General features: G+C 58.2%; 16 protein-coding genes and 2 tRNA genes. 4 read left to right on the forward strand and 14 right to left on the reverse strand.

The features are described 5' to 3' along the window. Positions 1-5 precede the first annotated feature (5 nt). The 4 genes from V0R60_RS21350 to V0R60_RS21365 all read left to right on the forward strand — a co-directional run bounded on the left by V0R60_RS21350 (position 6) and on the right by V0R60_RS21365 (position 6,307). A complete protein-coding gene (locus tag V0R60_RS21350) occupies positions 6-875 on the forward strand; it encodes an oxygenase MpaB family protein (RefSeq protein ID WP_136474452.1) in 870 nt (289 codons plus the stop codon). 123 nt (positions 876-998) lie between these two features. Further along, positions 999-2,177 (forward strand): acetyl-CoA C-acetyltransferase, encoded by a 1,179-nt coding sequence (locus V0R60_RS21355; protein ID WP_136474451.1) that lies wholly within the window; start codon positions 999-1,001, stop codon positions 2,175-2,177. An 83-nt stretch (positions 2,178-2,260) separates the two neighbouring features. Further along, entirely contained in the window at positions 2,261-3,277 is a 1,017-nt protein-coding gene (locus V0R60_RS21360; protein ID WP_330080697.1) for a class I SAM-dependent rRNA methyltransferase, read from the forward strand. 90 nt (positions 3,278-3,367) lie between these two features. After that, positions 3,368-6,307 carry a DUF748 domain-containing protein gene (locus V0R60_RS21365; protein WP_136474449.1) on the forward strand — a complete coding sequence of 980 codons (2,940 nt, stop codon included), beginning with the start codon at positions 3,368-3,370 and terminating at the stop codon, positions 6,305-6,307. A 125-nt stretch (positions 6,308-6,432) separates the two neighbouring features. Here the strand turns inward: V0R60_RS21365 and V0R60_RS21370 are convergent, their stop codons facing one another. The 14 genes from V0R60_RS21370 to folP form a co-directional block, all read right to left on the reverse strand. Beyond that, on the reverse strand, positions 6,433-6,783 hold the full coding sequence (locus tag V0R60_RS21370; RefSeq protein WP_136474448.1) for a BON domain-containing protein: 351 nt from the start codon (positions 6,781-6,783) through the stop codon (positions 6,433-6,435). 258 nt (positions 6,784-7,041) lie between these two features. Continuing rightward, on the reverse strand, positions 7,042-9,147 hold the full coding sequence (gene pnp / locus V0R60_RS21375) for a polyribonucleotide nucleotidyltransferase (protein WP_136474447.1): 2,106 nt from the start codon (positions 9,145-9,147) through the stop codon (positions 7,042-7,044). A 250-nt stretch (positions 9,148-9,397) separates the two neighbouring features. Then, on the reverse strand, positions 9,398-9,667 hold the full coding sequence (gene rpsO / locus V0R60_RS21380) for a 30S ribosomal protein S15 (protein ID WP_136474446.1): 270 nt from the start codon (positions 9,665-9,667) through the stop codon (positions 9,398-9,400). Between the two features lie 154 nt (positions 9,668-9,821). Next, a complete protein-coding gene (truB, locus tag V0R60_RS21385) occupies positions 9,822-10,739 on the reverse strand; it encodes a tRNA pseudouridine(55) synthase TruB (protein WP_136474445.1) in 918 nt (305 codons plus the stop codon). 3 nt (positions 10,740-10,742) lie between these two features. Continuing rightward, entirely contained in the window at positions 10,743-11,141 is a 399-nt protein-coding gene (rbfA, locus tag V0R60_RS21390) for a 30S ribosome-binding factor RbfA (RefSeq protein WP_136474444.1), read from the reverse strand. 121 nt (positions 11,142-11,262) lie between these two features. Then, positions 11,263-13,770, reverse strand: a complete 2,508-nt coding sequence (infB, locus tag V0R60_RS21395; RefSeq protein ID WP_136474443.1) for a translation initiation factor IF-2 — start codon at positions 13,768-13,770, stop codon at positions 11,263-11,265. Between the two features lie 27 nt (positions 13,771-13,797). Beyond that, a complete protein-coding gene (gene nusA, locus V0R60_RS21400; RefSeq protein WP_136474442.1) occupies positions 13,798-15,279 on the reverse strand; it encodes a transcription termination factor NusA in 1,482 nt (493 codons plus the stop codon). 59 nt (positions 15,280-15,338) lie between these two features. Continuing rightward, positions 15,339-15,797, reverse strand: coding sequence for a ribosome maturation factor RimP (gene rimP / locus V0R60_RS21405; protein ID WP_168198507.1), 459 nt, complete (start codon positions 15,795-15,797; stop codon positions 15,339-15,341). Positions 15,798-15,926: 129 nt separating this feature from the next. Continuing rightward, a tRNA-Met gene (locus V0R60_RS21410) sits at positions 15,927-16,003 on the reverse strand. A 97-nt stretch (positions 16,004-16,100) separates the two neighbouring features. After that, positions 16,101-16,186 (reverse strand) — tRNA-Leu (locus V0R60_RS21415). 19 nt (positions 16,187-16,205) lie between these two features. Beyond that, positions 16,206-16,592: a preprotein translocase subunit SecG gene (gene secG, locus V0R60_RS21420; protein ID WP_136474441.1), complete on the reverse strand. Its 387-nt coding sequence runs from the start codon at positions 16,590-16,592 to the stop codon at positions 16,206-16,208. 3 nt (positions 16,593-16,595) lie between these two features. Beyond that, positions 16,596-17,351, reverse strand: coding sequence for a triose-phosphate isomerase (tpiA, locus tag V0R60_RS21425; RefSeq protein WP_330080696.1), 756 nt, complete (start codon positions 17,349-17,351; stop codon positions 16,596-16,598). Positions 17,352-17,417: 66 nt separating this feature from the next. Beyond that, positions 17,418-18,758 (reverse strand): phosphoglucosamine mutase, encoded by a 1,341-nt coding sequence (gene glmM / locus V0R60_RS21430; protein WP_136474439.1) that lies wholly within the window; start codon positions 18,756-18,758, stop codon positions 17,418-17,420. A gap of 16 nt (positions 18,759-18,774) precedes the next feature. After that, entirely contained in the window at positions 18,775-19,626 is an 852-nt protein-coding gene (folP, locus tag V0R60_RS21435; protein ID WP_330080695.1) for a dihydropteroate synthase, read from the reverse strand. Positions 19,627-19,630: the final 4 nt, after the last annotated feature.

Consider the following 19,630-nt stretch of genomic DNA (forward strand, 5'->3'; position numbering starts at 1 on the left):
TAGCTATGGAAATGATTCGCCGCCGTATCGAAACCCAGGTGATGAGCCTGACCGGCTTGTCCCTGGGACAGCTTGATCTGGAAACCCCCAAGGGCGATCCAGGGTTATTCGGCCCGCAAAGCATCAGTTGGCGTGTACACGGCGATTTTCCCAGCATGCTGGTCGGCGGTATCAGTGCCTTGCTTCTACAGCTGCTACACCCCCTGGCCTTGGCCGGGGTCTGGGATCATTCCAACTTTCGCCAAGACTTGCTGGGGCGCCTGCGCCGTACCAGCCAGTTCATCTCTGGCACCACCTTCGGCTCCAGCCGCGATGCCAACTGGCTGATCGAAAAGGTCCGGACCATTCATTTGCAGGTAGTCGGCACCTCTGCTGACGGTCGCCCTTACGCTGCTAGTGATCCCGACCTGCTGACGTGGGTGCATGTGGCGGAGGTCAGCAGCTTTCTTGCCGCCCACCTGCGTTACCGCAACCCGCACCTGCCAGTTGCCGAGCAAGATGCCTATTACGCCGAGATTGCCCTGATTGCAGAGCGCCTGGGCGCTCGTGACGTACCACGCTCGTGCCAACAGGTAAGCGACTACCTGCAAGCGATGCGCCCTCACCTGCACTGCGATGAGCGTAGCCACGAGGTGGTGCAAGTGCTGCTCGATGCCCCGGCCCCCAGCCGTCTGGCCAAGCCTGTAGGAAGTCTGATGCTGCATGCAGGCATCGACCTGCTGCCTGATTGGGCCAGCGACTTGCTGCAACTCCAGCAACCGGCGTGGCAGCGCGGCGTGCTTCGTTTGGGGATAAAGACCACTGCCCCCGTCCTGCGCTGGGCCATGCGCGATGGCTCTGCGCACAGGGCACGACGACGCATGGGTATCGACTGAAGGCGAGCAGCCGGTTCGCCAATGGCCGTAAGCCGCGCATCTATGCCACCATGACGGTCGATCAGGGCCCGATAGGCCTGTGCCGTTCTGACACCACAATGAATAAGAGTGAGGACCTGCGCCATGCAAGATGTCGTTATTGTTGCCGCTACCCGTACAGCTGTCGGTAGCTACCAAGGCGCGCTGGCCGCCATTCCCGCAGTAGATCTCGGCGCTGCTGTGATCCGCCAATTGCTGACCCAGACAGGCATCGATGCCGAACTGGTCGATGAGGTCATCCTCGGCCAGGTACTGACTGCAGGCGCCGGGCAGAACCCTGCACGTCAGGCCGCAATCAAGGCAGGCCTGCCCCACGCCGTGCCGGCCATGACTCTGAACAAAGTCTGCGGTTCCGGGCTCAAGGCCCTGCACCTGGCCACCCAGGCCATTCGCTGTGGCGATGCTGAAGTCATCATTGCCGGCGGCCAGGAAAACATGAGCCTGGCCAACTACGTAATGCCTGGCGCCCGCACAGGTCTGCGCATGGGCCACAGTACCCTGATCGACAGCATGATCAGTGACGGCCTATGGGATGCCTTCAATGACTACCACATGGGTATCACCGCCGAGAATCTGGTGGAAAAATACGGCATCAGCCGTGAAGAGCAGGACGCTTTCGCTGCCGCCTCCCAGCAAAAGGCTGCCGCAGCCATAGAAGCGCAGCGCTTCGTCGACGAAATTACCCCGATCCTGATTCCGCAACGCAAGGGCGATCCGGTTGCTTTTGCCACTGACGAACAACCGCGCGCCGGCACCACCGCCGAGTCCCTGAGCAAGCTCAAGCCCGCTTTCAAGAAAGACGGCAGCGTCACTGCCGGCAACGCCTCGTCCCTGAACGATGGCGCCGCTGCCGTGATGCTGATGAGTGCTGCCAAGGCCCAGCAACTGGGGCTGCCGATCCTGGCGCGAATCAAGGCCTACGCCAATGCCGGTGTCGACCCGGCAATCATGGGCATCGGCCCGGTCAGCGCCACCCGTCGCTGCCTGGAAAAAGCCGGCTGGGCGCTAAGCGACCTGGACCTGATCGAAGCCAACGAAGCCTTCGCTGCCCAGGCATTGTCGGTAGGCAAAGAATTGGGCTGGGATGCCAGCAAGGTCAACGTCAACGGTGGCGCGATCGCGCTGGGTCACCCGATTGGTGCCTCGGGGTGCCGCGTACTGGTGACGCTGCTGCACGAAATGATCAAGCGTGATGCGAGCAAGGGGCTGGCTACCCTGTGCATCGGTGGCGGCCAGGGTGTGGCACTGGCAATCGAGCGCTGAAATTGGAAGGTAGCCGGGGCCGCAACGGCCCCGCCTACGGCATGAGCTGATAAACTGCACGTCCGCAAACCAAGGCCACGTGCATGTCCCTCTTGAATCAGGCGCTGCGCGCCGCCCTCGACGCCCGCCAGGGCCTTATCGCTGAACTGCATGCCCAAGGCACCGACTGCTATCGCCTGTTTCACGGCAGCCAGGAGGGCGCCAGCGGCCTGACCATTGACCGTTACGGCCCGCAACTATTGGTGCAGAGCTTCCACCAGACGCTGGAAACCAGCGCCTTGCTCGAACTTCACGCCACGATAGAAGCGCAACTGGGGCTCGAGCTTTTGCTGGTCTACAACGACCGCTCCCAAGGTAACAGCCGCATCGACCGCCGTGACCCGGTATACCAGGCCAGCGAAGCAGCCCTGGCGGATCATGTCGGCCACGAGTGGGGCCTGAACTATCGCGTCCGTGGCCGCCATGGCGGCCAGGATCCCCTGCTGTTTCTCGACCTGCGCAACGCTCGCGGCTGGGTAAAGCAACACAGCGCCGGAAAACGCGTGCTCAACCTTTTTGCCTATACCTGTGGTGTAGGGCTTAGTGCTGCAGCGGGGGGTGCCAGCGAGGTATGCAATCTGGACTTTGCCGAGGGCAATCTGGCAGTGGGAAAGGAAAATGCTGCGCTTAACCCTCAGTTAGCGCCGATGAGCTTCATCCAATCCGACTACTTTCCCGCCATTCGCCAGTTCGCCGGTTTGCCCATCAGCCAGCGCCGCGGGCACAAGCTGCCAGCCTACCCGCGCCTGGAACAGCGCCAGTTCGATCTGGTGTTTCTCGATCCGCCTGCCTGGGCCAAAAGCGCGTTCGGTACTGTCGACCTGTTGCGTGACTATCAAAGCCTGCTCAAGCCCGCACTGCTTAGCACTGCCGAAGATGGCGTGCTGATCTGTTGTAACAACCTGGCCAAAGTCAGCCTCCCCGATTGGCGCGAACAAGTACTGCGTTGCGCGGAAAAAGCAGGCCGACCGGTGCGCGACTGTCAGGTGCTGACACCGGCCAGTGACTTTCCTTCGCAGGACGCTCAGCCCCCCCTCAAGACCTTGATTCTGCAGCTCTGAAAGAAAAAAGCGGTTATTCCGAGCTAGCTTCGGAACCGATTTTACGTGCCATACTCCAAGCACTTCCGTTACAGATAGACGACGCCGCACATGCCCAAAGGATTGAAACGCGCCATCGGCGCCATGTTGGCCGCCTTGGCCCTGTACAGCCTGCTTGGCTTTCTGATTCTCCCAGGCGTTGCCTTGCGCATCGCCAACCAGCAGTTGACCAACTACGCTACGGTACCTGCCCATCTGCAGCGTATAGAGCTCAACCCGTTCAGCCTCGAGCTGACACTCTGGGGCCTGCAGATAGGCGAGCCGGGCAAGGAGCAGGTCGGCTTCGAGCGCCTGTACGCCAACCTGCAGCTCGACAGCGTGTGGACTGGCGCCCTGCACCTTGCTGGTGTGGAGCTGGACAAGCCCCGCACCGAGCTGCTGTTCGCCAGCGATGGCACGCTGAATCTCACACAACTGTTCAAACTGCCGCCCAGCGAGCCCAAGGCCGAAGAGCCGGCCAGTGATCCGTTCCCATTGCGCATTGGCAGCATAAAGCTCAACGAAGGCTACCTGCACTTCCAGGACCTGCGCCCCAGCGAACCGATCGAGTTCTTGTACGACTCGATGAATCTGGAGCTCAAGAACCTCAGCACGCTGCCTGACGACAGCAGCGACATGACCCTGGTCGCCATCGGGCCGGCAGGTGGTCGTATCGACTGGAGCGGCACCCTGAGCTTGGTACCCATCGCCTCGGAAGGTACCCTCAAGGTCACCGACGGCAAGATGAAAGCCTTCTGGCCGTATGTACGCGATGCAGTGCCGTTGGTGCTGGAAGAAGGCGTGGTAAGCCTCGACACCCACTACAAACTGAACCTCTCGAAAGAAACCGAGCTGTTGCTGGACAACACCTCGGTGAGCATTGCGCCTTTTGCCATCAAGGCTCCGGACGGTCGACCACTCGCGCGCCTGGCTCGCCTGGATGTCAGCGAAACGTCGATCGACCTCGCCAAACAGGTGGTCACGGTCGGCAAGATCCGCAGCGAACAGCTCGAAACCTGGGCAGCCCTGGAGGCAGATGGCCAACTGGATTGGCAAAAACTGTTCGCCAGTCAACCGGCCAAGCCCACGGCAAAAGAGAAAGCCGAACCCGCTGCCGCCGAACCTGATGGTCAGCAATCCCCCCCTGCCGAGCCGGCAAAGCCTTGGCAAGTACTGCTCAAGGATGTGCAACTGCGCAACTATAAGGTTCATCTGGCCGACCGCTCCCAGAAAGAGCCGGTAGCCCTGGATGTCGGACCGCTGAATCTGGATCTGCAGAACTTCGACAGCCTCAATCAGTCGCCTTTCAATCTCAAGCTCGATACCGGCGTGGGCAAACAAGGCAAATTGCAGGCCGCCGGCGAGGTCAACCTGGCACCCGTCACCGCGAAACTCAAGGTCAGCACCCAGGACATCGACCTACGAATCGCCCAAGCCTATATCAGCCCGTTCATTCGCCTCGAACTGCGCAGCGGCATGCTCGGCAGCGACCTCAATGTTGACCTCAAGAGCACCGAGCCACTGGCGTTCAACATCGATGGCAAAGCACAGGTCAACCAGTTACACACGCTGGATACGATCAAGAATCGCGACTTCGTCAAATGGCAGCAACTGAACCTGGACGGCGTGTCCTATCGTCATGGTGATGCATTGAGCATTGGCAAAGTCAGCTTGAAGCAACCCTACGCGCGCTTCATGATCAATGAAGATCGCACCACCAACGTCGATGACCTGCTGATCCCACAGCCAGCCACCGCGCAAAGCAGTGCCCCGGCAAAAAGCAAAGCCCCCGCCAGCAGCGACAAGCCACTAGGCATTCGCATCGGCGCCATCGACATCAACGACGGCTCGGCGAACTTTGCCGACTTCAGCCTGACCCCCAACTTCGCGACGGCTATCCAGCAGTTGAACGGGCAAATCGGCACGATCGACAATCGTCAGCCCAAACCGGCCAAGGTCGACATCAAGGGTAAAGTCGATCGTTACGCGCCTGTGACCATCAAAGGCGCATTGAACCCCTTCGACCCGATGGCAAGCCTGGATATCGCTACCAGCTTCAAACGTGTCGAACTGACTACCCTGACGCCCTACTCCGGCAAGTTCGCCGGGTTCCGTATCCGTAAGGGTCGCCTGAACATCGATCTGCACTACATCATCACTCAGGGCAAGCTCAAGGCCGAAAACAAGGTGGTGGTCGAACAACTGCAATTGGGTGAAAAAGTCGACAGCCCGGATGCCGTAGACCTGCCTATTCGCCTGGCAGTGGCCTTGCTCAAAGATACCGATGGCAAGATTTCCATCGAGCTGCCAGTTACCGGCGACTTGAACGACCCGCAATTCAGTGTGATGCCGATCGTCTGGCAAACCCTGCGTAACCTGGTGCTGCGTGCGGCCCAGGCGCCGTTCAAATTCATTGGTGGACTGATCAGCGGCGGTGATGCCCAGGACCTCGGTAACGTCGCCTTCGCCGCAGGCTCCAGCGACTTGGCGCCCGACGCACAGAGCGCCCTGGACAAGCTGGCAGCGGCACTCAAGGAGCGCCCTGCCCTACGCCTGGAGATCGAAGGTACCAGCGCCCAGAGCAGTGACGGGCCGTTGATTGCCCAGCAGCGCCTGGAACGGGAGTATCAAAGCACCTACTACAAGATTCTCCAGCGTCGTGGCGACAAGGTTCCCGCCCAGGCATCGGATCTGACTGTTCCTGAGAGCGATAAACCGGCCATGCTCGAAGGCATCTACCGTACCCGGATGAAACAGCAGCCACCGGCTGAGTGGGAGCAATTGGACCGTGAGCAACGCAGCAACCAGTTGCGTGACGCAGTGCTCAAATCCTGGGGAGAAAGCGCGCTGCTGCTACGTCAACTGGGCCAGGCCCGGGCCAGCAGCATCAAGGACTACCTGGTCGATAAAGGCAAGCTTGAGGATGACCGGGTGTACTTCATCGATGCCAGCTTGGGTCAAGCTGAAGCCGATGGCCGAGTGATCACGCCATTGCATCTGGATGCGGAGTGAGTCACTAGGGTCGGGCCTGCGCCGCGATCAAAAAGAAGCCCCGGCAATCAGTGCCGGGGCTTTGAGTGACCAAGTCCTTTTGGTCTTTCGCATGAACCTTTAAAGCTCAGCGAGTCGGGAAAACCTTACTCGGCTTTCAGGCCGTCAGCCGAAACGGCTTGAACACCTTTGATTTTCTTGGCGATTGCTACCGCCATTTCTTTCTGCGAAGCAGTGACAGCTACGTCCGAAGAGAGGGAGACAACGCCTTTGTTGGTCTCAACCTTGATATCGGTGCCTGGTACGCCTTTTTCAGTCATCAGATCAGCTTTGACCTTGGTGGTGATCCAGGTGTCAGAACCCGCTTCAGTTGCCTTGGTCATTTCACCGGCAGCAAGGGTCATCGGAGCCTGGGCGGTTTGTTGGGCAAACGCCGCGTTGGCCATGGTCAGCGTCAGAGCGGTGGCAGTAGCGGCAGCAATAGCGAACTTCTTCATACGAGACACTCCTGTTTTTCGAAAAATCTGCGCCGTAAATCCTGGCAGCAGGTGTACGAATACCATTGCAGAGCCTGTGCCAGGTTTTTAGGTTAGTTTTTTTCTTTAAAAAACAACAGGTTAGAAAAATACGCAAAACATTCAATCGTGCAATTTGCAAGCCGGAGAAAAATCCTGCATGCAAGATGCAAGTCCACAAGGTAATTTTCCGGGCATAAAAAAAGGACCCCGAAGGGTCCTTCTTCTCAAGCTACGTTCTTAAACGCCGGATGCCTTGGCAGCAGCAACGTCTTTGATCGACAGCTTGATACGACCGCGGTTGTCCACGTCCAGTACCAGTACTTCAACTTCCTGGCCTTCTTTGAGGATATCGGTCACTTTCTCGACACGAGCATCGCTCAGCATAGAGATGTGAACCAGACCGTCCTTGCCCGGCAGGATGTTAACGAAGGCACCGAAGTCAACGATGCGCTCTACTTTACCGACGTAGATCTTACCGATCTCGGCCTCAGCGGTAATGCCCAGAACGCGCTGACGGGCAGCTTCAGCCGCTTCCTTGGTTTCGCCGAAGATTTTGATCGAGCCGTCGTCTTCGATATCGATCGAAGCCTTGGTCTCTTCGCAGATTGCACGAATGGTCGCGCCGCCCTTACCGATGACGTCACGGATCTTGTCGGTGTCGATCTTCATGGCGATCATGGTCGGCGCGTTTTCCGACAGTTCGCTACGGGACTGACCAATGATCTGGTTCATCTGGCCGAGGATGTTCAGGCGCGCTTCCAGGGCCTGGCCCAGGGCGATTTCCATGATCTCTTCGGTGATACCGTTGATCTTGATGTCCATCTGCAGTGCGGTAACGCCTTTAGCGGTACCAGCAACCTTGAAGTCCATGTCGCCCAGGTGGTCTTCGTCACCGAGGATGTCGGTCAAAATAGCGAATTTCTCGCCTTCTTTAACCAGGCCCATGGCGATACCGGCAACAGGTGCCTTCATCGGTACACCGGCATCCATCAGCGCCAGGGAAGCACCGCAAACCGACGCCATGGAGCTGGAGCCGTTGGACTCGGTGATTTCCGAAACCACGCGGATGGTGTACGGGAACACGTCGGCGGCAGGCAACATAGCCTGAACCGAACGGCGAGCCAGACGACCGTGACCGATTTCACGGCGACCTGCACCACCCATGCGACCACACTCGCCTACCGAGAACGGTGGGAAGTTGTAGTGCAGCATGAAGGGGTCTTTTTTCTCGCCTTCGAGAGTGTCCAGCAACTGGGCATCACGGGCAGTACCCAGGGTCGCAACGACCAGTGCCTGGGTTTCGCCACGGGTGAACAGAGCCGAACCGTGAGTTTTTGGCAGAACACCAACTTCGATGTTCAGCGGACGTACGGTCTTGGTGTCGCGGCCGTCGATACGTGGCTTGCCGTTAACGATGTTTTCGCGAACGGTGCGGTATTCGATTTCACCGAAGATTTCTTTGACTTCGGAAGCCGCTGGCTGACCTTCTTCGCCGGAGAACTTGGCGATCGCCTGATCGCGCAGCTCGCCCAGGCGAGCGTAACGGTCGGCCTTGACAGTGATGGTGTAGGCGTCGGAAACCGCAGCACCGAACTCGCCACGGATGGCGCTCAGCAGTGGGGTGTTCTCGGCTTTGGCAGTCCAGTCCCAGGTAGGCTTGGCAGCTTCGGCAGCCAGTTCTTTCACAGCCTGGATAACAGCCTGGAATTCATCGTGGGCGAACAGTACGGCACCCAGCATCTGGTCTTCGGTCAGCTCTTTGGCTTCCGATTCAACCATCAGTACGGCGTCGGAAGTACCGGCGACGACCATATCCAGGCTAGAAGCAGCCAGCTGCTCGTAAGTCGGGTTCAGCAGGTAGCCGGTGCTTTCGTGGAAAGCAACGCGCGCAGCGCCAATCGGACCTTCGAACGGAATGCCGGAGATTGCCAGGGCAGCCGAGGTACCGATCATCGCAGCGATGTCCGGATCGGTCTTCTTGCTGGTGGAAACGACGGTGCAGACAACCTGCACTTCGTTCATGAAACCTTCTGGGAACAGCGGACGGATCGGACGGTCGATCAGACGCGAGGTCAGGGTTTCTTTCTCGGAAGGACGGCCTTCACGCTTGAAGAAACCACCAGGGATCTTGCCGGCGGCGTAGGTCTTTTCCTGATAGTGAACGGACAGGGGGAAGAAGCCTTTGCCTGGGTCAGCCTGTTTGGCACCGACCACGGTCACCAGCACGGTGACATCGTTATCGACGGTGACCAATACGGCGCCGGACGCTTGACGAGCAATACGGCCCGTCTCGAGGGTTACGGTCGACTGACCGAACTGAAATTTCTTGATTACCGGGTTCACGGTTTCCTACCTTCTTCAGTGGCTCTGGGGGAACTGGTTCTTGCGAATTCTTGGGCAGAACAGGGAATCGGCCCTGTTGGCAGTCCAGATAAAACTAGAGGCTGGAAGCCTGCCCTGCCCTTGCGGTAAACCGCTTAGGCGAGGCAGACAACCAACCTCATAGATACGCGCGGCGTACTCATCACTCCCGATGCCAGGCATTGGAAGCGATGAATGCAGCACGCCGCGCACACCACTGGCCAGGCCGCTATTAGCGACGCAGACCCAGGCGACCGATCAGGGCGCTGTAACGAGTGGCGTCTTTGCCCTTCAGGTAGTCCAGCAGCTTACGACGCTGGTTAACCATACGGATCAGACCACGACGGGAGTGGTGGTCTTTGCCGTTGGCCTTGAAGTGGCCTTGCAGCTTGTTGATGTTGGCGGTCAGCAGTGCAACTTGCACTTCTGGCGAACCGGTGTCACCGGCAGCTTGCTGGTAATCGCCAACGATCTTTGCTTTTTCTTCAACGCTGAGTGCCATCTGGCTTCTCCAAATCAAGGGAAACCGAACAAACGGTTTCCAATAGGCCAGGGACAAATCCCTGTATTCATAAAGTGAGGCATGACCATGCCTATTAACAGCCATCCTCTTTTACCGCCAGTTTCAGGCCGAAGCCTGAAACTGAAGGTTTCGATCATTCCGACCGAATCAAACGACGTGGCGCAATGCGCCCGTCTTCGCTCACTTCACCGATACCAATGAAGCGACCGTTGTGATCTTGCACCCGAACCATGCCGAACTTCGGCGCTTCGGGCGCCCTGACCGGTTGGCCATGCAACCAGTAGAAAGCACTATGCTCGGAGAACTGCAGCAAAGGCCAGTCTTGCAGACCACTGTCGGAGGGCATCAAGAAGCGATCGACTGCTTCGTTGCCACCTTCAGCGTGAACCGCTTCAAGTTCTTCGAGGGTCACGGTCTGGGCCAATTCAAAAGGCCCGGCGTGAGTGCGACGCAGTTCGGCGACGTAGGCGCCACACCCCAACTGCTCGCCGATATCCTCGACCAGCGTGCGGATGTAGGTGCCTTTGCTGCAACCAACCGAGAGGCGTACCCGGGTGCCTTCGCACTCGAGCAACTCCAAGCGCTTAATAGTAACAGAACGCGCCTCGCGCTCCACTACTTCCCCTGCACGAGCGAGCTTGTACAGCGGCTGGCCATCGCGTTTGAGGGCGGAGTACATCGGCGGTATCTGACTGATTTCACCACGAAATTGTGGCAAAACCGCTTCGACATCGGTGCGACCGACGGTCACGTCGCGCGTCTTCAGGACTTCGCCTTCGGCATCGCCGGTAGTGGTGGTCTGGCCCAGTTGCATAACCGTTTCGTACCCCTTGTCGGAGTCGAGCAGGTACTGGGAAAACTTGGTGGCCTCGCCGAAGCACAGCGGCAAAACGCCACTGGCTAACGGGTCAAGGCTACCGGTGTGCCCGGCCTTTTCGGCATTGAGCAACCAGCGAACCTTCTGCAGCGCGGCATTGGAGGTGAACCCCAAAGGCTTGTCGAGCAGGATGATGCCGCTGACGTTACGACGAATACGTTTGACCTGGGCCACCGCTTACTCCTTGGTGTCCGGGGTTTCAGCGGCCTGGTGCTGGCTGTCTTCGGCAACAGCACGCTCGATCAGCGCCGACAGATGGGCGCCACGCGTAACGCTCTCGTCGTAGTGGAAATGCAGTTGCGGCACGCTGCGCAGCTTCATTTCCTTGCCCAGTTGCATACGCAGGAAACCTGCAGCTGAATTGAGCACTTTAACGCTTTGCTTGATGTCTTCAGCGCTGTCCTCGCCCATCACGGTGATATACACCTTGGCGTGACCGACATCGCGGCTGACATCGACGGCGGTGATTGTCACCAGGCCGACGCGTGGGTCTTTGACTTCGCGACGAATCAGTTGAGCCAGCTCGCGCTGCATCTGATCGCCAATGCGTTGGGTACGGCTATATTCTTTGGCCATTTTTGCTACCTGTAACTAAAGCGGCAAACGCCCGGTCAGGCTTGAGCCTGACCGGGCGTTGCGTTCAGAACCGCTAACGAGCGCCTTGCGACGGGCGTTTCGCGCTTCCCATACTCGATGCTTAAAGCGTACGAGCGACTTGGACTTTTTCGAAGACTTCGATCTTGTCGCCGACTTTGACGTCGTTGTAGCTCTTCACGCCGATACCGCATTCCATGCCGGCACGCACTTCGGACGCATCGTCCTTGAAGCGACGCAGCGATTCCAGCTCGCCTTCGAAGATAACAACGTCTTCGCGCAATACACGGATCGGACGGTTGCGGTAAACCACACCCTCCACGACCATGCAGCCTGCGATGGCGCCGAACTTAGGCGAACGGAACACGTCACGCACTTCGGCGATACCGAGGATGTTCTCGCGAACATCGCTGCCGAGCATACCGGTCAAGGCTTTCTTGACGTCTTCAATGATGTCGTAGATAACGTTGTAGTAACGCATATCCAGACCTTCCTGCTCGACGATCTTACGTGCGCCAGCATCGGCACGAACGTTGAAGCCGAACAGTACCGCATTGGAAGCCAGGGCCAGGTTGGCGTCGCTCTCGGTGATACCACCGACACCGCCACCAATCACGCGAACCTGTACTTCGTCGTTGCCAAGGCCGCTCAGGGAACCTTGCAGGGCTTCGAGAGAACCACGTACATCGGACTTGAGAACGATGTTGAGGGTTTTCTTCTCTTCCTGGCCCATGTTCTCGAAGATGTTCTCGAGTTTGCCAGCATGGGCGCGAGCCAGTTTGACTTCGCGGAACTTGCCTTGACGGAACAGGGCAACTTCACGGGCTTTCTTCTCGTCAGCCACTACCGACAGCTCGTCACCGGCATCCGGAGTGCCGTCCAGACCGAGGATCTCGACCGGGATAGCCGGACCGGCTTCCTTAACAGGCTTGCCGTTTTCGTCGAGCATGGCACGTACACGGCCGTAGTTCGAACCACACAGGACCATGTCGCCCTGGCGCAGAGTACCGTCCTGAACCAGAACGGTAGCAACCGGACCACGACCCTTGTCCAGACGCGACTCGACGACTACACCACGACCTGGAGCCGACGGCGTAGCCTTGAGCTCGAGGATCTCTGCTTGCAGCAGAACGGCTTCGAGCAGTTCGTCGACACCGGTACCCATCTTCGCCGATACCTTGACGAACGGAGTGTCTCCACCCCAGTCCTCGGAGGTAACGCCTTCAACGGCCAGTTCGTTACGGATGCGATCGAGATCGGCGCCCGGCTTGTCAATCTTGTTCACCGCGACAACCAGTGGAACACCAGCGGCCTTGGCGTGCTGGACAGCTTCACGGGTTTGCGGCATCACACCATCGTCTGCCGCGACCACGAGGATCACGATGTCGGTGGCCTTGGCACCACGGGCACGCATGGCGGTAAACGCGGCGTGACCTGGGGTGTCGAGGAAAGTGACCATACCGCGATCGGTTTCTACGTGGTAGGCGCCGATGTGCTGAGTAATACCACCAGCCTCGCCAGCAGCAACCTTGGCACGACGGATGTAGTCGAGCAGCGAGGTCTTACCGTGGTCAACGTGACCCATTACGGTCACAACAGGTGCACGGGCAGAAGTCTCACCTTCGAACTTCAACGATTCGGCCAGGGAGTCTTCCAGGGCGGTATCGCTGACCAGGGTAACTTTGTGGCCCAGTTCTTCAGCAACCAGTTGAGCTGTCTCGCGATCGAGCACCTGGTTGATGGTCACTGGGGTACCCAGCTTGAACATGAACTTGACGACTTCAGCACCCTTGACGGACATCTGGTTGGCCAGATCGGAAACCGTGATGGTCTCGCCGATCTGTACGTCGCGGATAACCGGGCCGGTCGGGCTCTGGAAGCCGTGAGCATTACGCTTCTTCGGCTTGCCCTTGCCACGACCACCACGACGGAAACCATCGCTTTCTTCGTCGGTGGTACGCGGAGCAGCGCGCGGAGTTGGCGCCTTTTCCTTTTCCTTGACCTTTACCGAAACGCGTGGCGCTTCGTTACGGCGCTCACCGCCACGACGATCATCGTCACGCGACTTGTCGTTGCGACGCACGTCGTCTTTCTTGCGCTCGGCAACCGGTGCCGGTGCGGCGTCTGCAGGCGCGACGACCGGAGCAGGTGCCGGGGCAACCGGAGCAGCAACTGCCGGGGCAGGTGCAGCGGCGGCTGGCTGGCGACGAGCTTCTTCCGCTGCACGCTGACGTGCTTCGGACTCGGTTTTCTCGCGAGCGGCATTCTCCGCTGCGCGGCGCTCTTCGAGCTCACGCTTCTGCTCGGCCTGAATTTCTTCCGGGCTGCGCTGAACGAATACTTTCTTCTTGCGTACTTCTACGCTGATGCTCTTGCTACCGGCAACACGCAGGGTGCTGGTGGTCTTGCGCTGCAAGGTAATCTTGCGCGGCTCTTCCACCTTCGCCTTGTGGCTGCTCTTCAAATGAGCCAGCAGAGCCTGCTTCTCATTATCGGTCACTACCTGACCGGCGTCGGTGTGCGGCAGACCTGCCTCACGCATCTGCTGCAGCAGGCGCTCTACCGGTGCAGCGACCTCTTGGGCCAATTCTTTCACCGTGACTTGCGTCATGCACTTCTCTCCTCAGGCCGCGCCTAATTACTCGAACCAATGGGCTCGGGCGGCCATGATCAACTTGCCGGCACGCTCTTCGTCGATGCCGTCGATGTCGAGCAGGTCGTCAATCGACTGCTCGGCCAGGTCTTCGCGGGTAACTACGCCGCGCACCGCCAGTTCCATCGCCAAATCCTTGTCCATACCCTCAAGCGAGAGCAGGTCTTCGGCCGGATGGGCGTCTGCCAGCTTTTCCTCAGTAGCGATGGCTTTGGTCAACAAGCGATCCTTGGCGCGAGCACGAAGCTCGTTGACGATTTCTTCGTCAAAGCCGTCGATGTTGAGCATTTCTTCCAACGGTACGTAGGCAATCTCTTCCAGGCTGGTGAAGCCTTCATCGACCAGCACCTGGGCCAGCTCTTCGTCGACTTCCAGCTCGTCGATGAAGTTGCGCAGGATGTCACCGGTTTCAGCTTGCTGCTTGGCCTGGATGTCCGACTCGGTCATCACGTTCAGGGTCCAGCCGGTCAACTGGCTGGCAAGACGCACGTTCTGGCCGCCACGACCGATCGCCTGGGCCAGGTTATCGGCGCCCACTGCGATGTCCATGGCGTGGGCATCTTCATCGACGATGATCGCCGCGACTTCAGCCGGCGACATTGCGTTGATGACGAACTGCGCAGGGTTATCATCCCACAGGACGATATCCACACGTTCGCCGCCCAGTTCACCGGACACTGCCTGGACACGCGAACCACGCATGCCGATACAGGCACCTTGTGGGTCAATGCGTTTGTCCTTGGAGCGTACGGCGATTTTGGCGCGCGAACCGGGATCACGGGACGCGGCCATAACTTCGATCAGGCCCTCGGCAATTTCCGGCACTTCGATGCGGAAAAGCTCGATCAGCATCTGTGGCGCAGTACGCGACAGGATCAGCTGTGGGCCACGGTTCTCGGTGCGAATTTCCTTGAGCAGGGCGCGCAGACGCACACCTACACGGAAAGTCTCGCGAGAGATGATGTCTTCACGGGCCAACAGCGCTTCGGCGTTGTTGCCCAGGTCAACGATGACGTTGTCTCGAGTAACCTTCTTGACCGTGCCAGAGATGATCTCGCCCAGACGCTCGCGGTAGGCATCTACCACTTGCGCACGCTCGGCTTCACGGACCTTCTGGACGATGACTTGCTTGGCGGTCTGGGCGGCAATGCGACCGAACTCGATCGATTCGATCTTCTCTTCGATTACGTCGCCGACTTTAGCTTCAGGATGAGAATCCTTGATCTTCGCCGGCCAGACTTCGATTGCTGGATCATCCAGATCCGCCTCTTCGACGACCGTCCAACGACGGAAGGTTTCGTAGCTACCGGTGTGGCGGTTGATTTCCACACGCAGGTCTACTTCGTCGTCAAAACGCTTTTTGGTTGCAGTGGCCAGAGCCACTTCCAGCGCTTCAAAAATTACGCCGGCCGGTACGCCTTTTTCGTTGGATACCGACTCAACAACCAGCAGTACTTCTTTGCTCATCGTACGCCTCGCCTTTCGCAAGCCATTGGATCCGCGCGGTCCGCGGGATCCGGCACGTCTCAGTCAAAACTGGGAATAATGTTGGCCTTGTCGATCGAATCGATCGGCAACAGGAATTCTTGATCATCAACTTGAACGACCACATCCTGCTCCTCCACGCCACGGAGAAGGCCCTGAAAGTTACGACGACCTTCAAAGGGCGTACGCAGCTTGATCTTAACTTGTTCGCCGGCATGCGAAGCGTACTGTTCCAAAGTGAACAGTGGGCGTTCCATGCCAGGAGAGGACACTTCAAGGGTATATTCGGAACTGATCGGATCTTCGACATCAAGGACACCGCTGATTTGACGACTGACAATCGCGCAGTCATCAACCAGGATTCCATCCTCTTTATCGATATAAATACGCAGTACCGAATGTTTGCCTTGAGAGATGAATTCGATCCCCCAGCATTGATAGCCAAGAGCCTCGACCACCGGGGCCAACAAGGCCTGCAACTGTTCTAGCTTGCTCGACACCTGAACCCCCTCGTGCATGCTATGCAAATAAAAAATGGGCAAAGCGCCCATCCCTGAAACGCCGTTGAATACCGGCGCTATGACTGTTCAGCCAAGAAAAAGCCCCTGAAATAGGGGCTCCGCTGATACTGGTTGCGGGGGCTGGATTTGAACCAACGACCTTCGGGTTATGAGCCCGACGAGCTACCAGACTGCTCCACCCCGCGACAAAGCTGGGGCGAAAGTATACGACCGAACCCTATCAGGGTCAATCTAACCTCCACCTACAAGAAAGCCCGCTGTAGCGGGCTATCTTGTTTCAATTGGTACCGAGAAGGGGACTCGAACCCCTACACCCTATGGGCACAACCACCTCAAGGTTGCGTGTCTACCAATTCCACCACCTCGGCAATACTACTTTGAAACCCGTTACTTCTGCTCTTGAGCGGGAGGAACATCGCCAGTGTTAGTGGCTGCGCCCTTTTGCTCTTGGAGCACCGGTACATCATCTGTTGCCGGTTTTTGCTGCTTCACTTCCAGTACCGCTGGATCTGGCAACCCTACTTGAGTCAGCTCATGAGCTTTCTCTTTAGCAAAGTATCCTAACCCAAGAGCAGTTAAGAAGAAAGAGGCAGCTAGTATAGCAGTAAACTTACTAAGAAAGGTAGCAGAACCTTGGCTTCCGAACACAGTATTTGAAGCACCTGCGCCGAAAGATGCACCCGCTTCCGCACCTTTACCCTGTTGCAACAACACCAGCACTACCAAACCCAGTGCGCCCAACAGATGAAAAACTACTACGACTGTTTCCAGCATTTTTCAGTTTCCTGCGGCGCGACAAATTGCACCGAATTCGTCTGCGTTCAGGGAAGCTCCACCTATGAGCCCCCCATCGATATCCGGCATGCCGAACAGCTCAGCCGCATTGGCCGCCTTCACGCTGCCGCCGTATAGAAGCTGCACATTCTGTGCTACTTCAGGATTCTCTGCCGCCAGTTGGGCGCGGATGGCTGCGTGCACATCCTGCGCTTGCTGTGGCGTGGCTGTCAGCCCTGTACCAATGGCCCATACAGGCTCATAGGCAATCACCGCTTTGGCGAAGGCTGCAACACCGAACTGCTCGATGATGCTACCCAGCTGACGCCCTACAATCTCAAGCGTTCTTCCCGCTTCGCGCTCTTCGAGGGTTTCCCCTACACAGAGCACTGGCCTTAAACCACAAGCCTGTGCTGCAGCGAACTTGCGATTGAGAACTTCGTCGTTCTCGCCAATGATCTGGCGGCGCTCCGAGTGCCCAATCAATACCAGCTCGCAACCTGCTTCAGCTAACTGACTCGGTGCAATTTCACCAGTCAACGCGCCTTGCTCAGGCTGTACCGCAGAATTCTGAGCGCCAACGGTTATCGACTTACCCTGCAACCCATCAACCACTTGGCTGATGTACAGCGAGGGAGGAAACACCGCGACCTCAACACCGCTCGGCAGGGCCATATTACTCAAGCCCTTGATCAGCTCAGCGACGCTGGCGCGGGTACCGTGCATCTTCCAGTTACCAGCTACCATACGGCGACGCATGCTGTACCTCGTCGGTCAAAGTGGGCGCAGATGTTACCCAACCCGATCACTGCTGGCAAGCGTATTTCAAACGCAAACTTCACTTACCAGTTTTGCCAGGGCTTCAGCGTGCGCGCGAACCTGGTTTTCATCGTCGCCTTCGACCATGACACGCACCAATGGCTCTGTACCGGACTTGCGCAACAACACGCGCCCACGCCCACCCATTTCCTCGGTTACCCGGGCACTGGCTTCTTTCACGGCAGGGTGCTCCAGTGGGTCGACCTTGCTTGCGCCAAAGCGCACATTGATCAACACCTGCGGGCATTTGCGCAGCGACTGGCGGGCCTGTGCGAGGGTCTCTCCGCGGCGCCTGAGGGCCATCAACACCTGCAACGCTGCAATGATCGCATCACCTGTAGTGGTGTGACTGAAACATACGACGTGCCCCGAGTTTTCGCCGCCGAGAACCCATTCACGCTCCAGCAGCTCGGCCATCACGTAACGGTCGCCAACCTTGGCACGCACGAACGGAATATCCAGATCCTTGAGCGCAAGCTCCAGACCCAGGTTACTCATCAGGGTGCCAACCACCCCGCCTTTGAGCTTGTCGCGCTCATGCAGATCGCGAGCAATGATGTACAACAGCTCGTCGCCGTCGACAATGGCCCCGGTGTGATCGACCATCAGTACCCGGTCACCATCACCGTCGAAGGCAATGCCCAGGTCTGCATGCCCCACCAACACAGCCGCCTGCAGCGACTCGATATGGGTCGATCCACAGTTCTCATTGATGTTCAGGCCGTCCGGCTGCGCCGACAGCACGGTGACATTGGCGCCAAGCTCACGAAACACGCTTGGGGCAACCTTGTAGGTAGCGCCATGAGCACAGTCGACAACCAGCTTGAGTCCGGCGAAATCGGTGCTGGTCGGCACGCTGCTCTTGCAGAATTCGATATAGCGCCCGGCAGCGTCGTTGATTCGTGAAACCTTGCCCAGCTTGCTCGACTCGACCACGGTCATCGGCTGATCGAGCAACTCTTCGATCATCAGCTCGATATCGTCCGGCAGCTTGGTACCCTGCCCGGAGAAAAATTTGATGCCGTTATCGTCATGAGGATTGTGCGAGGCACTGATAACGATGCCTGCTTCAGCATGGAATGTGCGGGTCAGGTAGGCAATAGCCGGCGTTGGCATCGGCCCGAGGAGCATGACGTCTGCACCGGCGGCAGACAAACCGGCTTCCAGGGCAGATTCAAACATGTAGCCGGAAATACGCGTGTCCTTGCCAACCAGCACCCGGCAAGCACCCTGCTTGCGAAAGGCCATGCCTGCCGCCCAACCGAGCTTGAGCATGAAATCCGGGGTGATCGGGTACTCACCAACGCGACCACGAATACCGTCGGTCCCAAAGTATTTTTTGCTCATAGATGCTCCATCACACTTATTCTGCGGTTTGCACCGCTGCAATCATTCGCACTACATCTGCGGTTTCGGCGACATCATGAACACGCAGGATGCTTGCACCCTTGGTCATCGCCAGCGCAGCCAGAGCAAGGCTGCCGTAAAGCCGCTGTTCGACCGGACGATCGAGGGTCTGCCCGATCATACTCTTGCGCGATACACCAACCAGCAATGGCCGCCCCAGGCGATAGAGGGCTTCCATGTGCTTGAACAGGCTGAGGTTGTGCGCAAGCGTCTTGGCAAAGCCAAAGCCGGGATCGAGGATGATCTTGTCGGCCTCGATACCCACCGCCGCGCAGGCCGCCATCCTTTGTTCAAGATAGCTCGCTACTTCAGCGGTGACATCCTGGTAATGCGGATTGTCCTGCATATCGCCGGGTTCGCCCCGCATGTGCATGAGGCAAACCGGCAAGCCGGTTGCCGCAGCCGCATCGAGGGCACCATCGCGACTGAGTGAGCGCACGTCATTGATCAATCCGGCACCGAGTCTGGCCGACTCGCGAATGACCGCGGGCGTCGAGGTATCGACCGAGATAATGACATCCAACTCGCGATTGATCGCTTCGACCATGGGCGCGACCCGCTCGAGCTCTTCAAGCGCAGAAACCGCACGGGCGCCAGGTCGAGTGGATTCGCCACCGATATCGATCAGGGTGGCACCGGCAGCGACCATTGCTTGAGCATGGCGCAAGGCTGCATCCCGCTGGTTGAAGCGGCCACCGTCGGAAAAGGAATCAGGCGTGATATTGAGAATACCCATGACATGGGTACGGGACAAATCAAGAACCCGGTTGCCGCAAGGCAACCGGGTTGGGTACTGCTGTGAGGTCATAAGA

The organism is Pseudomonas auratipiscis, from assembly GCF_036324085.1.
Classification (GTDB): Bacteria; Pseudomonadota; Gammaproteobacteria; order Pseudomonadales; family Pseudomonadaceae; genus Aquipseudomonas; species Aquipseudomonas auratipiscis.

Excerpts from the sequence above, each read along its gene's own strand:
- V0R60_RS21370 (WP_136474448.1), bottom strand. The coding sequence starts at position 6,783 with ATGAAGAAGTTCGCTATTGCTGCCGCTACTGCCACCGCTCTGACGCTG.
- nusA (WP_136474442.1), bottom strand. The coding sequence starts at position 15,279 with ATGAGCAAAGAAGTACTGCTGGTTGTTGAGTCGGTATCCAACGAAAAA.
- glmM (WP_136474439.1), bottom strand. The coding sequence starts at position 18,758 with ATGAGCAAAAAATACTTTGGGACCGACGGTATTCGTGGTCGCGTTGGT.
- V0R60_RS21360 (WP_330080697.1), top strand. The coding sequence starts at position 2,261 with ATGTCCCTCTTGAATCAGGCGCTGCGCGCCGCCCTCGACGCCCGCCAG.
- V0R60_RS21355 (WP_136474451.1), top strand. The coding sequence starts at position 999 with ATGCAAGATGTCGTTATTGTTGCCGCTACCCGTACAGCTGTCGGTAGC.
- rpsO (WP_136474446.1), bottom strand. The coding sequence starts at position 9,667 with ATGGCACTCAGCGTTGAAGAAAAAGCAAAGATCGTTGGCGATTACCAG.
- folP (WP_330080695.1), bottom strand. The coding sequence starts at position 19,626 with ATGACCTCACAGCAGTACCCAACCCGGTTGCCTTGCGGCAACCGGGTT.
- tpiA (WP_330080696.1), bottom strand. The coding sequence starts at position 17,351 with ATGCGTCGCCGTATGGTAGCTGGTAACTGGAAGATGCACGGTACCCGC.
- infB (WP_136474443.1), bottom strand. The coding sequence starts at position 13,770 with ATGACGCAAGTCACGGTGAAAGAATTGGCCCAAGAGGTCGCTGCACCG.
- V0R60_RS21365 (WP_136474449.1), top strand. The coding sequence starts at position 3,368 with ATGCCCAAAGGATTGAAACGCGCCATCGGCGCCATGTTGGCCGCCTTG.
- rbfA (WP_136474444.1), bottom strand. The coding sequence starts at position 11,141 with ATGGCCAAAGAATATAGCCGTACCCAACGCATTGGCGATCAGATGCAG.
- V0R60_RS21350 (WP_136474452.1), top strand. The coding sequence starts at position 6 with ATGGAAATGATTCGCCGCCGTATCGAAACCCAGGTGATGAGCCTGACC.
- secG (WP_136474441.1), bottom strand. The coding sequence starts at position 16,592 with ATGCTGGAAACAGTCGTAGTAGTTTTTCATCTGTTGGGCGCACTGGGT.